Annotated in this window: 17 protein-coding genes; 8 read left to right on the forward strand and 9 right to left on the reverse strand. The window is 30.1% G+C overall.

Annotated features, from left to right (window positions below):
* Nucleotides 1-23 precede the first annotated feature (23 nt).
* Nucleotides 24-251: a FeoA family protein gene (locus tag BN2665_RS12410; protein ID WP_055667430.1), complete on the reverse strand. Its 228-nt coding sequence runs from the start codon at nucleotides 249-251 to the stop codon at nucleotides 24-26.
* A 146-nt stretch (nucleotides 252-397) separates the two neighbouring features.
* Between BN2665_RS12410 and BN2665_RS12415 the strand changes: the two genes are divergently transcribed.
* The 4 genes from BN2665_RS12415 to BN2665_RS12430 all read left to right on the forward strand — a co-directional run bounded on the left by BN2665_RS12415 (nucleotide 398) and on the right by BN2665_RS12430 (nucleotide 2,913).
* Entirely contained in the window at nucleotides 398-772 is a 375-nt protein-coding gene (locus BN2665_RS12415) for a PilZ domain-containing protein (protein ID WP_055667431.1), read from the forward strand.
* A gap of 99 nt (nucleotides 773-871) precedes the next feature.
* Nucleotides 872-1,600, forward strand: a complete 729-nt coding sequence (locus tag BN2665_RS12420) for an HAD-IB family hydrolase (RefSeq protein ID WP_055667432.1) — start codon at nucleotides 872-874, stop codon at nucleotides 1,598-1,600.
* A 14-nt stretch (nucleotides 1,601-1,614) separates the two neighbouring features.
* A complete protein-coding gene (locus BN2665_RS12425; protein ID WP_055667433.1) occupies nucleotides 1,615-2,262 on the forward strand; it encodes a ribonuclease H-like domain-containing protein in 648 nt (215 codons plus the stop codon).
* A 51-nt stretch (nucleotides 2,263-2,313) separates the two neighbouring features.
* The gene (locus BN2665_RS12430) at nucleotides 2,314-2,913 is read left to right on the forward strand and encodes a TcaA NTF2-like domain-containing protein (protein ID WP_055667434.1); all 600 of its coding nucleotides are present in this window, start codon (nucleotides 2,314-2,316) and stop codon (nucleotides 2,911-2,913) included.
* A 166-nt stretch (nucleotides 2,914-3,079) separates the two neighbouring features.
* On the opposite strand, the gene BN2665_RS12435 is transcribed toward BN2665_RS12430, so the two are convergent.
* Nucleotides 3,080-3,952 (reverse strand): ComEC/Rec2 family competence protein, encoded by an 873-nt coding sequence (locus tag BN2665_RS12435; protein ID WP_055667435.1) that lies wholly within the window; start codon nucleotides 3,950-3,952, stop codon nucleotides 3,080-3,082.
* A gap of 111 nt (nucleotides 3,953-4,063) precedes the next feature.
* On the opposite strand from BN2665_RS12435, the gene BN2665_RS12440 reads away from it, so the two are divergent.
* Both BN2665_RS12440 and murQ read left to right on the forward strand, forming a co-directional pair.
* Nucleotides 4,064-4,774: a lysophospholipid acyltransferase family protein gene (locus BN2665_RS12440; RefSeq protein ID WP_055667436.1), complete on the forward strand. Its 711-nt coding sequence runs from the start codon at nucleotides 4,064-4,066 to the stop codon at nucleotides 4,772-4,774.
* A gap of 188 nt (nucleotides 4,775-4,962) precedes the next feature.
* A complete protein-coding gene (murQ, locus tag BN2665_RS12445) occupies nucleotides 4,963-5,871 on the forward strand; it encodes an N-acetylmuramic acid 6-phosphate etherase (RefSeq protein ID WP_055667437.1) in 909 nt (302 codons plus the stop codon).
* A gap of 33 nt (nucleotides 5,872-5,904) precedes the next feature.
* On the opposite strand, the gene BN2665_RS12450 is transcribed toward murQ, so the two are convergent.
* From BN2665_RS12450 to sigY, 3 genes are read right to left on the reverse strand one after another with little or no spacing between them, the layout of a single operon-like run.
* Nucleotides 5,905-6,102, reverse strand: a complete 198-nt coding sequence (locus BN2665_RS12450; protein WP_055667438.1) for a hypothetical protein — start codon at nucleotides 6,100-6,102, stop codon at nucleotides 5,905-5,907.
* Nucleotides 6,103-6,498 (reverse strand): DUF5345 family protein, encoded by a 396-nt coding sequence (locus BN2665_RS26700; protein WP_055667439.1) that lies wholly within the window; start codon nucleotides 6,496-6,498, stop codon nucleotides 6,103-6,105. It lies immediately after the preceding gene.
* On the reverse strand, nucleotides 6,495-7,028 hold the full coding sequence (sigY, locus tag BN2665_RS12460) for an RNA polymerase sigma factor SigY (protein ID WP_055667440.1): 534 nt from the start codon (nucleotides 7,026-7,028) through the stop codon (nucleotides 6,495-6,497). Before sigY ends, BN2665_RS26700 begins: the two co-directional genes overlap by 4 nt.
* A 293-nt stretch (nucleotides 7,029-7,321) precedes the next feature.
* Here sigY and BN2665_RS12465 point away from each other — a divergent pair, with 293 nt between their 5' ends.
* Complete coding sequence (locus tag BN2665_RS12465) at nucleotides 7,322-9,070, forward strand: hypothetical protein (protein ID WP_055667441.1); 1,749 nt, start codon at nucleotides 7,322-7,324, stop codon at nucleotides 9,068-9,070.
* A gap of 14 nt (nucleotides 9,071-9,084) precedes the next feature.
* Here BN2665_RS12465 and BN2665_RS12470 read toward each other — a convergent pair whose 3' ends face one another.
* Together BN2665_RS12470 and BN2665_RS12475 are read right to left on the reverse strand one after the other, a co-directional pair.
* Nucleotides 9,085-9,903 (reverse strand): putative ABC transporter permease, encoded by an 819-nt coding sequence (locus BN2665_RS12470; RefSeq protein ID WP_195892695.1) that lies wholly within the window; start codon nucleotides 9,901-9,903, stop codon nucleotides 9,085-9,087.
* Nucleotides 9,904-9,926: 23 nt separating this feature from the next.
* Entirely contained in the window at nucleotides 9,927-10,682 is a 756-nt protein-coding gene (locus BN2665_RS12475) for a SagB/ThcOx family dehydrogenase (RefSeq protein WP_055667443.1), read from the reverse strand.
* A gap of 170 nt (nucleotides 10,683-10,852) precedes the next feature.
* On the opposite strand from BN2665_RS12475, the gene BN2665_RS12480 reads away from it, so the two are divergent.
* On the forward strand, nucleotides 10,853-12,481 hold the full coding sequence (locus tag BN2665_RS12480) for an IS1182 family transposase (protein WP_055667444.1): 1,629 nt from the start codon (nucleotides 10,853-10,855) through the stop codon (nucleotides 12,479-12,481).
* 200 nt (nucleotides 12,482-12,681) lie between these two features.
* On the opposite strand, the gene BN2665_RS12485 is transcribed toward BN2665_RS12480, so the two are convergent.
* Nucleotides 12,682-12,888, reverse strand: coding sequence for a DUF378 domain-containing protein (locus BN2665_RS12485; RefSeq protein WP_055667445.1), 207 nt, complete (start codon nucleotides 12,886-12,888; stop codon nucleotides 12,682-12,684).
* A gap of 287 nt (nucleotides 12,889-13,175) precedes the next feature.
* A complete protein-coding gene (locus BN2665_RS12490; RefSeq protein ID WP_055667446.1) occupies nucleotides 13,176-13,643 on the reverse strand; it encodes an Lrp/AsnC ligand binding domain-containing protein in 468 nt (155 codons plus the stop codon).
* Between the last annotated feature and the right edge of the window lie 213 nt (nucleotides 13,644-13,856).

Raw genomic sequence — 13,856 nt, forward strand, 5'->3', positions numbered from 1 at the left:
TAAATTGTTTAATAGCTACAATATTATACTGCAGCTCTTATTATTATATTTTTTGCATCATTTTTTCTGATAGCCATGTCAAAGCCTCTAAAATTTACTACTATAGGATCTCCTAGAGGAGCAGCTCTTTTTATTAAGATTTCAGTTCCTTCAATACAACCTAAGGCTAAAAGTCTTTTAGCTAATTTTTCATTACCTTGTACATTCATAACAAGACCTTTTTGACCAATTTTTAAATCGCAAATGCACATAATTAACACCTCGCATTGAAAATCATTTTCAATTATATATTACCACCTCGTTATATATAAGTCAATAGTTTTTTATACATGTTAATAAAATAACATAGTATAGAATTTAGTTACTTTTTGGTATATAATCATTGGGGAGGGGATTTATGAATATGATTGATGTGGGGTGTTTTTTAAATAAAAGATTTAAAGAAAGAAAAGATTTTAGCTTGGATATATACTATCCTTGCGTAAATAATGAGAGTGTTTATACTAAATATAATAATTTAGAACCTTTATTAAAGGCAATAAATATTTCTGAAACTGGTATTTGTTTTGTAAGTAGAATTTCCCTTAAAGAAGGAGACTTTATTTCTTTTTTAAATAAAATAGGAAATAATCCTTCATTCTGGTGTCTAAGCCAAGTAAGATGGATAAGAGATTTTGAAAAGCTGCAAATAGTAGGTTGTGAATTTTTCTTATTAAATCAAAATCAAGTTGAAAAAATAAGAAGCTTTATCGATGCGCAAATGTACCTCTAAATTTTAGGGGTATTTTATTTTTTTTATTTTTTATTTATAATGGAATAATATAAAAATAAAGCATATTTTATATTAATAATATTTATATAGGAGGAAGATATGAAAAATATAGGAGCTTTTTTTGATATAGATGGAACCTTGTATAGAGAAGGATTGATTGCAGAGATTTTTAAAAAATTAGTTAAATATGAAATTATAGAGCCTGAAAAGTGGTATAATGATGTTAGACCTGAATATCAAAAATGGGATAAAAGACAGGGAAATTATGATAATTATCTTTTAAAAATGGCGGGGATTTATATCGAGGCCGTAAAAGGTCTTCATAAATCACAGGTGGAGTTTATAGCTAAAAGGGTTGTAAATCAAAAGGGCGATAGAGTATATACTTTTACTAGGGATAGAATAAAATGGCATAAGGAACAAGGACATAAAATCATTATAATATCAGGCAGTCCTCAGGAACTAGTAAAGGAGATGGCCGAAAAATATGGATTTGATGATTTTATGGGAGCAGTGTATACAATAAACGAAGACGATATATATACTGGAGAAGTCATAGCAATGTGGGATAGCATAAGTAAAGAAAAAGCAGTAAATGATTTTCAAAAGCTTTATGATATAGATTTAAACTCTAGTTACGCCTATGGAGATACAGCAGGAGATTTTACTATGTTGGGGTTAGTTGGAAATCCTATTTGTGTAAATCCTACAAGAGAGCTTATCAATAAGGTCCTGGACAACGAAATTGTAAGTGAAAAGGTCCAAATAGTAGTAGAAAGAAAAGATGTTATATATAGCATCAACCCCAAAAATCTGCAGATTTTATAGGAAAGAGTGGTAATGTGATTATTAGAGAAAACACCATAGAAGTATTAGATGTACCATTAGATAATTCTCTGGAAGTATCAGGAGAAAGGGATAGGTTTAAAGAAGCAATTTTTTTTGATTTAGAGCATTATGTTTATAAAAAGCCCATTTGCGTAGGCGTATTTGGATGCGGTTATTTTGATGAGGCTACCTCTTCTATTAATGTAAGGCAGTATATGATCGAAAATAGGAAGGAATCTGTGGATATTTTAATTATGGCAGCACAGTACTTTAATGATATGCTTGTAAATAAAAATAAGAAGTATATTGTTACCTTTTCCGGAAACAATGATTTTACAGTAATAAACTATCTTTTTAATAAATATGGGATAAAAATAAATTTAAAAGAGCAATTTCAAGAAGTGGATCTGCAAAAGGAATATGAAAAATCTACGAAAGAAAATATAGGATTAAAATCCTTAGAAAAAAAGATTGGTATCATTAGGGAAGGTGAATTGGTAAGTGGCTCAAATCTAGCTAAAACTTTTAGCAAGGTCATGAAGGATAATGATTATATAAAAAGGATGCCTGAGGAGAAGATAGAAAGAATCCTTCTTTATAATGAACAGGATGTGGTGAATTTATTTCATATTTTTATTAATTGGGATAAAATAAAAGATTAAAAAGCGCATAAACCAAAGGGGTTGCGCTTTTGATTTTATTAAGGAGGAAAAATGAAAAAGAAAAACATAGTTTATTTAATAGTCTTTATAATATTATTTTTGAGCTCCTTTTTAATATTAAATAATTTAAATAACAAAAGGGGTAATTCTAATGCAGCCTTAGAACAAGAAAAAAAAGAAGTTAAAGATAAGGAAAAGGTAGAAAGTAACAAAGATAATTTAGAGGAAAATAAGTCACAAGAAATCCAATCTAAAAAAGATACTAGCTTTGTAGAAGGAACTAATGAAAAGAGTGATAAAACTTATGTTGAAGAAATTATAAATAATTTTAACTTTATTTATAGTCAGTTAGTAAAGGATAAAGAAGTTCCTTTATCCTACTTAAATTCTGTAGTGATTAAAGACAGTGAGTTTTATAAATACATAACTGAGGATATTAAAAGATTAAGAGAAAAAAATGCTTCTATAAATCTTGAGCTGTTAGAAATAAAAAGTATTACGGATTTAGAAAACCATAATGAGGTAAAGGTAGTGGCAAAGGAGAAATACAAGCTTAATGAAGAAAAGGAAGAATTAAAAGAATATACAAGCACCTATTATATAAGATTAAAGTCTGATAGCATGGGGATTTATAAAAAGGACATGAAATAGGGATAAGGTATGTATTGGTTGGATATATAAGAAAAAAGCTGTGGCTAAGCATTAGCCACGCCTTATAAATTCTCAATTTGTTTGCAGCATCAGCTGAGAAAAAATTTCCTTCACTGTAAATTGTGCACTGTGCGTTGTGAATTTAATAAAAGTTGCGTGGCAACTTTTATCTATTATTCTTAAACTCAATATTTTTTCCATCGCTATAAAGAACAATAGTACCATTAGTATCTGTTCTAAAATATTTAATATTTCTATTTTTTAATTCATTAATAGTTTCTTTATGGGGGTGCCCGTAATCGTTATTTTTACCACAGCTTATTATGGCGTACTTAGGGTCTACTTTATCTAAAAATTCTTTTGAAGAAGAGGTACTGCTTCCATGATGTCCAAGTTTTATAACCTGTGCCTTTACGTTGGAACCCTTCTGCAATATTTCTTTTTCAGATAGCCTTTCAGCATCTCCCATAAAAATAAAGCTGTTATCCTCATAAGTTAATTTTGTAACTGCTGAATAGTCATTTATCTCTTCATAATCAGAACTATTTGGAGCTAGGAATTCAAGTTTTGAATTGCTATTTAATGAAATTTCATTACCTGCCTTGGCAACCTGAATTTTTAACTTCTTATTTTGAAGCTCCTTTATCATATTTTCAAAGGTTTTTGTGGTAGCTGTTTTCTTAGGAGCATAAAACTCTCCAATTTTGAAGGTTTTTATTATGGATACCATACCACCAATATGATCTTCGTGAGGATGGGTAGCAATTACGTAATCTAGTTTTTGTATATTTATATCTTTTAAATACTTAACTAAATCCTCTGCACTGCTTCTTGGACCTGCATCTATTAATATATTTTTATCTCTTACTTGAATTAGGGTAGAATCCCCTTGGCCTACGTCAATATAATGTATTTTAACATTCTTATTTTCATTAGAGTTAGGGCTATTCACAGTTGAAGAGTCACAGGCGGTAAGCGTCAGCATTAGAAAAACTGTGATTATAACTGCATAGAATGATTTAATTTTGTTTAGTTTCATTGGAGCTCTCCTTCCTAAAAATATAAATTTATGCATAATTATAAGCTTGAACTATGTTAGTGGTTTTTAGTATAATGAATATGCTTATAATATTATTAAGGTGGTATACTTATGAGAACATTTTTTTTAGCAGCCTATTTTATATTATACATGATAGGTCTAGGAATTAAAGGGATAAAATTAAAATATTTGTTTAAATATAAAGGAGAGGCTGAAGCCAATAAATATATTGAAAAAATAGTAATGAACTGGTCAAAGTTCACAATAAAAACTATGGGGTTAGATGTAGAAGTTAGGGGTAAAGAAAATATTAAAGATGAAACCTATCTATTTGTAGCCAATCATCAAAGTTATTTTGATATACCAGTTTTATTGCATATAGTTGGAAAACCTGTAGGGTTTATAGCTAAAAAAGAACTAGAGAAGGTACCAGTGCTAAGATGGTGGATGAAAAAATTCCATTGCATTCTAATGGATAGAGAAAATCCTAGGGAAGCTATAAAGTCGATCAATGAAGGCATAGATAATTTAAATAAGGGATATTCTATGGCCATTTTCCCAGAGGGAACAAGAAGTAAAAGCCATGAGGTTATGGATTTTAAAAAAGGAAGTTTAAAATTAGCTACAAAATCAGGAACTAAGGTTATACCTGTATCTATAGATGGAACCTTTAAAGCTCTTGAAGAGACAGGAACTTTAAAAAGAACTAAAGTTAAAGTTACTATAGGTGAGCCTATAGACCCAAAGGACTTCTCTAGGGAAGATCAGAATAACCTATCCGAAATTATAAGAGAAATTATAAAAAATAATATGGAAGAGTAGACATAAAACCACTTGAATTTTAAGTGGTTTTTTACTATGCATAAATATAATCTTTGAGTTTGTTTCTTTATATTGTTGGAGTGTTTGAAAAAAAATTTCAGATAATATTGATAAGTATGAAATTAAATGCTATACTTAGACATATGATAAAAAGTCGTATAAAACGCAAATTAATTAGGAGGATTGTCATGGAGATTAAAAAATTAGAAAATCTAGTAACAGAAGGCAGAAATGAAAATACTTTAGATATTGATAGATTATCAACTTTAGAAATTATAGAAAAAATAAATAATGAAGATAAAAAGGTGGCTTATGCAGTAGAGGAAGCTAAGGAATCCATAGTAAAGGCTGTAGATGTAATCACTGAAAGGATAAAAAGAGGGGGAAGGTTATTATATATGGGAGCAGGCACTAGTGGCAGACTTGGTATACTAGATGCTTCAGAATGTCCTCCAACTTATGGTGTTAGCTTTGAACTAGTTCAAGGTCTAATGGCAGGAGGAAATACAGCAATTTTTAAAGCCGCAGAAGGTGCTGAGGATAATGCAGAGCTTGGAAAACAGGATTTAATAGATAAGAATTTAACTGCTAATGATGTGGTTTGCGGAATAGCAGCTTCAGGAAGAACGCCATATGCAATAGGCGGAATGAAATATGCTAAGAGCGTAGGAGCTGCGGTTTTATGTGTTACAATGAATCCTCAAAGTGATATGGCTGCCATAGCAGATGTTCCGATTTCTGTAGTAGTAGGACCTGAAGTAATTATGGGCTCTACTAGAATGAAGGCAGGAACAGCTCAAAAGTTAGTATTAAATATGCTAACTACAGCTACTATGATTAAACTTGGAAAAGTGTATAGTAATTTAATGGTGGATGTTAAAGCTTCTAATGAAAAGCTTGTTACTAGAGCTAAGAGAATTGTAATGTTAGCTACAGAAGTGAGTGAAGAGGAAGCTACAAAGGTTTTAGAAGAGACAAATTTCAATGTAAAGCTAAGTATTTTAATGATAGTTTCAGGCTTAAATAAAGAAAAAGCTGAACAATTACTAAAAGATAGTGATGGATATATAGCAAAAGCTATAGAGTTAAGTAAATAGATAAGAAGTAGAGAGATAAAAAGGTCTCTCTACTTATTTTTTGTCATATATAATCCTAGTTACCACTAAATAAATTATTAATGAAAAGGGAACATGTATTATGCCAAATAGTCCCCATAACCAGTAATGTTTTTCTCCTCTTTTTTTTGCATCTATGAAAATCCAGGTACCCTGAATTATCAAAATAGGAATTACTGCTATTAAAGCTATAATTAACTTTTTCTCCATCATTTAGTTTAATTCCTCCTTTTTTTTATTAAAATAAGCAAAAGGAATCAAAGAAAAAGAAAGCAGCATAGAGAGAACTACTTGAAGATATAAGAACATTGAGGGATTGCTTTTTAATATAAGAAATACTATACTTGTTATCAGTATTGAAGATATTGACACAAAGCCGAAGACTTCAATAAAATTTCTTTTTCTGTTTTTATGTTCAGCTTTCTCTATTATACTTGATAAATCAACATCCAAGCTTATTTTTTGAAGTTCATCATCTAAGGCATTCATTTTTGAAGATAAAGCTTCTAAATTATCTAAAAATATTTTATCTTCGTATTTTAGTTCAATTTTTTTCTTTTCGTTATAGTAATAATCAACTAAATCCTTTTCTCTTTTTTCTTCTATCATAATAACCTCCTTTTTTCTAATTCAGAAAGCATATGCTTAATAGAATAATGAAGCCTTGAACGCACTGTACCTATAGGACAATTTACTATAGCAGCAATTTCTTCGTAGCTATACCCATAATAATGCTTAAGAATAAAAACAAGTCTTTTTTCTTCATTTAAGGATTGTAATACTTCCAAAACCTGTTTATATTCAAGTCTACATATTACTGTATCCTCTAAACTTATGGCTTCAGAGGCTTCCGGTAATTCTTCTACAGAAACATATTTTTTATTTTTTCTTAAGTAATCAAAATATTGATTAGTAGCTATCTTAATTAGCCAAGTTGAAAATTTTGCTTTAGGAGTAAATTTATTAATACTTACTATGGCTTTTAGCATAGTGTCTTGAATAATATCGCTAGCTAAATGGATATCACCTGTTAGTTTTAAAGTAAAACCTTTAAGTATATCTAAATTATTAGTTAATAAATTATTTAGCGCAGCCTTATCTCCACGCTGTGCTGCAAGAATTAGCTCCAAGTCTTCCAACCTATCACCTCTTTCTATTATATTAAACTACTATAAAGATAAAAAAGTTCATATTAAAATGGATTAATTATTATATTATCATATTTTTAAAATATAACTTAAGTAGTATTATTCTATAAATATTATGTAAACGTTATAATAAAGTAAAAATTTAAAAATTTTTAAATTCATAACAAATTGCAATAAATTAAAATGAAAAATTTCAAATTTTATGATACAATGTATTTATTGTTTATGTACATAATATAAAATGAAACAAATAAACTTTAATTACTGCAGATGGAGGAAGCTAAATGAAAAAAGAATTTTCTTTAAGTAATGAAAAAGCAATGATGAATTTTACCGCGAAATATTGTGATACCTTTGAGGACTTACTTGAAAGTGAAGGTTTCAAAAGGATATTAGAAGCATACTTAAATAAGGTGCAAAATCGTAACTCTAATATTTTTAAATTTTTATATAATAGCATAGAAAATGAAAAGGAATTATCTAATACTATAACTAGCTTATTTGAGTTATTGACCATATTTAATAGTAATGAAATAATTAAATTAAACTCAAAATATGAAAAGTTATTAAAGGATAAAGATAAATTTATTGATTTCATTGAAGATTTATACTCTTATTGGAGGAAATTGGAAAGGTATACCATAGTACAGAGAACTAGAGTTAATAAAGGCCTTGCTTATGTAAGTTTCACAGAAGCAAATAGTAGATTTACTAAATTAATTTTAAGCCTATACAGAAAGATAGAGGAAAGTGTACTAGGCTATGAACCAAAAGTGTACAGACAACTTCCAGCTGGAGGAAATGCAGGTATTATTCTAAATAATACTATTTGGCCTTACCCAATAGAATATGAAATTCTAAAGGATATACCTTTTATTGATACTATTGCCTTAGAGACTCCTTTTATCACTTACCCTAAAAAGAATACAAGAGATGGGATGTTTAAAGAGAGTCATAATAATCCGCTAAAAAACTGTGCTATTAATAAGGACCATTGGTTTTGCTATCCAGCTAAGGTTGGTGAACTTCTAGCTTATATATTCTTCCATAGGGATTTTATGGCTCATGGAATAAGTTTATGTAATCTGTTTGAAATGGCCAGAGAGGAAGAATATAAAGGTAAGAAACCAGACTTAGTTTATGTATTTGGAGCGAAAGATGAAAGCGGAGAGGTTAGAACTGTATTTTATGATGATGTTAAAAATAATATAATGTTAGGTTATGTAAGTTATGGAGAGGCTATTGATTATTTTGGATACATGAAGAAAATGACCTTAACTTTGCATAATCTAGTTATGATTAAGCGTGGATATCTACCAATCCATGGTGCAATGGTAAATATTGTGATGAAGAATGGAAAATCTGCTAATGTAGTAATAGTAGGGGATAGTGGTGCTGGTAAATCAGAAAGCTTAGAAGCTTTTAGAGGATTAAGTGAAAATTATATAAGTGATATGACCATTGTTTTCGATGATATGGGAGTATTAAAATGTAAGGATTCTGGTGAGATATTAGGTTATGGAACTGAAATTGGTGCCTTTGTAAGATTGGATGATTTAGATCAAGGCTATGCTTTTAAAGAGATTGATAGAAGTATTTTTATGAATCCTGACAAAACTAATGCTAGATTAGTAATGCCTGTAGCCACCTATAAAGAGATAGTTAAAGGCTATAAGGTTGACTTGTTCTTATATGCAAATAACTATGAAGAAGTAGAGGCAGGCATGAAAGCTGTAGAGTATTTTAATAACTCTGAAGAAGCTATTAAAGTATTTAAGTCTGGAGCTAGAATGGCTAAAGGAACTACTAGTGAAAAAGGCTTAGTTACCTCTTACTTTGCAAACCCTTTTGGACCAGCACAAAAGCAAAGAGAAACTGATGTGTTATTAGAAACTTACTTTAATAATTTATTTAAGCACGAAGTAAAAGTAGGTCAAATAAGAACATGCTTAGGGATTTCTGGATTAGAAAAGGAAGGACCTAGGAATGCGGCTATTGAACTTTTCGAAATAATAAGAAACCTAAAAAAATAACTGCCTTAAGGCAGTTATTTTTTTATCTTTATTTTATTTTGAATTTCTTTTAAAATAGTATCAAATTTTTTAGAAGTCATGGTAGGGAAAGCCTTTATAATTCTAACGTGATTTAGATTAATATTCTCCAACAAATGCTCATATCTTTGTCTTAATTCCTTAATACTTATTTCAAGATCTTCAGCTTTTTCTAAAGCTACACCTTTAATGTCTTCAGCCTTTTCTAAAGCAGCATCTTTAATATCTTCGGCTCTTTCTATGGCTAAGCCCTTAATATAAGAGTACTTTGTTTTAATTTCCTTTGAAATTTCATTTAATTGATGCATTAAATTATTAAGCTTCATGATTGAATTTAAAGTAATTATGAAATCTAGAGAAAAATATAAAATTATCACATATGTTAAAACTAATGCGTAAATGCCAGTGATGTTAGACACTATATTTTCAACAGTTGGATGAACAAATTTAACCACAATTAAAGAAGCAGCACCCCATAATATAGAAAAGCTTAAGCAAATTCTTCCTTTGATATTAAAAGCATTGTCACTATAATCCCACCATTTAGCATTGAAAGCTTTTTCTAATATAAAACCAGTGATATATTCTAAAAGAGAGGTAAGTAAAACTGATAAAATAAATAGTAAAAATAAATTATTCCTATAACTATATAGAACCACTACTAAAATAAGACATCCAAAACCGTAAATAGGGCAAAAGGGACCATTTAAAAACCCACGGTTAACAAAAACACCTTTCCTATAATAAGCATATAAAACTTCTGCACACCAACCTAAAAATGCGTATATGACAAAATAAAATAATAATTTATACAATATATCCATAGAACTCCTTAAGCTTAATCGCTATTTTGCTTTCCTATGGGAGCAAGATAGATTGTAAATTCCTCTTCACCATCAACTCCTAAAAGTTCGTCCATCAATTCCTGATCATAGGCCGCTATTGCACAGGTGCCACAATCAATGGACTCGGCAGCAAGATATAGATTTTCACAAAGATGTCCAGCATCTAGGGCGATACATTTATGTGCAGCAGTATCATATCTCCATTCGCTTCTATAAGGTATAGCTGTAAAAACAAATGTAGCAGCTCCTCTAGAAACAAAATTTTGATCAAAGGTGGCTTTGTTTAGTTTGTATTCAAGATTATCTATGCTTTTTTCAAAAACCATTTTATGCTCTAAGGGCAAATATCGATATAATCCCTTTTCTAACTCAAGGACATTAAATACAATTATATAGGTTTCAAAAGGATGACGGGCTCCAGCAGAAGGAGTTGTTCTTAAAGTGGCGTAGCCATTCTTTACTATTTTCTTTACTCCTTGGGCACTCCAAAGTAAATAGGATAGCTCTTCTAGAGTAAGTGCCTCCTTAGAAAATACTCTTCTGCTTTTACGTTTTTTCAGTATAGTTAATAAATCCATAGTTCCACATTGAAAATCTTGTGGGGTAATTAGCTCTATAAGCTTTTTATCATTACAGCTTTTTTGTAAAGGTGGTTCAGGGATCTTTTTCCCTTGATCTGTTTCTATTTCCTCTAAGTCAGTGAAAGTAAAGCTTTTAAGGAAATATCTTTCTTTACTATAATCTTTCATGATAACACTTCCTTTCAAGTATGATTATATCATATGGAAATTATAAATAATAATTCTATATAACGTAAAAAGGGGCTGTCGCACTAAGTGATTAGTGCGTAGCTCCTTTTTTGTGCAAAAAAATAAATCCCGAACTTCGAGAAGTAAGGGATTTATGGTAAAATATTAGTATGCTAAAACATAACATTTTACAAAAAAATTATACACTTAATCAAAGATATTTTCAATTAAAACTTCCAATAAATATCGATTGTATGATCCCAGAAAATGATTCAGTGCGTTTGCTAAGTCAATTTGTAGAGGAGATGGATTTAGAAGATTTATATTCGACTTATTCCCGAGTTAGGGAAGATCAAGCAACACCACGTCAGATGCTGAAGATTGTACTCTATTCTTACATGAATCATAGTTATTCATCTCGTGCCATGGAAACAGCATGTCATCGTGATATTAACTTCATGTACCTTCTTGAAAATTCACCAAAACCTGATCATTCAACTTTTGCAAGATTTAGAAGCTTGCACTTTGCACCCTGTGCTGAAAGAATTCTAGCTGAAATGACAAAGTTTCTTCTTAACATAGGAGAGATATCTGGAGATGCTGTTTTCATTGATGGCACAAAAATTGAGGCTTGTGCAAACAAATATACTTTTGTTTGGAAAAAAGCTGTTACAAAAAACTTAGAAAAGCTACTAATTAAATTAGCAGATTTAGTGGCTGAATGCGAGGAATTATACGGCATCAAGCTTGTTTATCAGAATAAAGTAAAAATGAAACACGTAAAAAAGCTGCGAAAAAAACTTTATACTCTGAAACATAAAGAAAAGATAGAGTTTGTACATGGATGTGGAAAAAGAAAAACTTCATTGCAGCGATCCATTGAAAAACTTGAGGAATACCTTGATAAATTAAAAGAATACACCCAGAAAATATATATTTGTGGTGATCGTAACAGCTATTCAAAAACAGATAATGATGCAACCTTTATGAGAATGAAGGAAGATGCTATGGGAAATGGTCAACTAAAAGCAGGCTATAATGTGCAGCATGGTGTGGACTCTGAATATATAGTGTGGCTTACCGTGGGCGACCAGCCCACAGATACCAACACCATAATTCCATTTCTCAAAAGTATGGAGGCGTTCCTAACATTTAGATATAAAAAAGTGGTTGCAGATGCTGGATATGAAAGCGAAGAGAATTATGTGTATCTTGAAGAAAATGGACAACTGGCATTTATCAAACCATCAAACTATGAAATATCTAAAACAAGAAAATACAAGAATGACATCAGTCGAATAGAAAACATGGAATACAATGAAGCTGGTGATTACTATACTTGTGAAAATAATAAAAAGTTAACAGTTAGCAAAACGATAAAAAGAAAAAGTAAAACTGGATATCAAAGTGAGAAAACCATATATATCTGCGAGGATTGCAGTAACTGTTCACACAAAAGTAGATGTATAAAAGGAAACAACTGCAAAACTCCATTAGAAGAAAGATTAAAAAATCTTGAAACATCAAAGTTATTTAACATGCTGAGGAAAAAGGATCTCGAAAGAATTGTAAGCAAAGAAGGTTGTGAACTCAGAATGAATCGAAGCATACAAGCTGAAGGTTCTTTTGGAGAGATTAAGCAAGATATGGGATTTCGAAGATTTCTGTGCAAAGGAAAGCAGAATGTTTTGTCCGAAAGTATCCTTTTGGCTATGGCACATAACATAAACAAACTACATAACAAAATTCAGTCAAACAGAACTGGAACACACCTTTTTTTGTTAAAAAGCACTGCCTAATTTTAGACTTTTAAAAAACAAGTATTCTGAAAAAAGTCTTAAGCGAAAGGGCTTATTAAAGTGCGCCATTTTTAAGGTATAGAGATGAATTTATTTGCAAATCTCTTTAAAATTGCTATAAAACAGTACAAAATAGGAGCTGAGCATTAGCGGTTTTTAACCGCTAATGCGACAGCCCCCTTAATTATGTTACTTAGATATTATTCTACATCTCTATATCTATCCTTAGCGAAGAAAGATATAGCATAAAGACCGGCGATTCCAACTAGGGAAAAGATTATTCTGGTTAATGCAGACATTTCACCAAATAAAGCTGATACTAAATCAAATTGGAAAAATCCAATTAAACCCCAGTTTATTGCACCGATTACAACTAATAAAAGCGCAATAACGTCTAGTGCTCTCATTTAAACACCATCTCCTTTAATTTGACTTTACAAATTTATTATTTGCAAAATTAATTATTTTATAAGTATTTTTTTGTTTGCTTTTATATTTAAAAATTTATCTATAGGGTTTCTAACTCAACTATTAACTTATACATGCCCTAAAAAGGCTTAATGCTGCCTATTTTATGACATATATAAGTTAAGTTTCGTAACAGAAACCTATGGTTAAGTGTTTAAAGGAAGATTTTTTATGAGATAATAAAATACAGCCTATAGTATAAACTATAAGCTGTATAAAGCTAAAATTACAATTGAATGTTTCTATCTATAGGCTGTGATAAAGATATAAAAGTATCTGTTCTTTGAATTCCTGTAATGGTATTGATGCTATTCATCAATAAATCTTGGAGATCAGAAATACTCTTACAAATCACTTTGGCAAAGATAGAATAATCACCAGTAGTATAATGTAGTTCCACAACCTCTTTTATCTTTGTCATTTCTTCACTAACGTAAGCAAAAGAAGAGGATTTATCTACATATATTCCCACAAAGCAGCATACATCATAACCAAGCTTGGGCATATCTAGCAAGATTTTAGTACCTTTGATAATACCCATGTCTTCCATTTTCTTCATTCTAACATGAATGGTTCCTCCGCTTACATGACAAATCCTAGCAATTTCTAAGTAGGGAGTTCTAGAATCTTTAATAAGAATATCTAGAATCTGTAGATCTAATTCGTCTAATTGGGAATTTAATACTAGAGACACAAAATCACCCCATGCATATGTAATTTTTATGAAAATAAAATTGCATAATTCGTTTACAATACCATTTACACAGAACTTCATAACAGTAAGAACTATTATGAGAAACTATGCCTTATATTTTATTAAATATAGCTGGCATTTTCTATTGATTTATATGTTGAATGCATAAAGTATTATTAAATTATGCAAAAAATTTTTTCTGATATTATTATA

It is taken from the genome of Desnuesiella massiliensis, assembly GCF_001403615.1.
In the GTDB taxonomy this organism is placed as follows: Bacteria; Bacillota; Clostridia; order Clostridiales; family Clostridiaceae; genus Desnuesiella; species Desnuesiella massiliensis.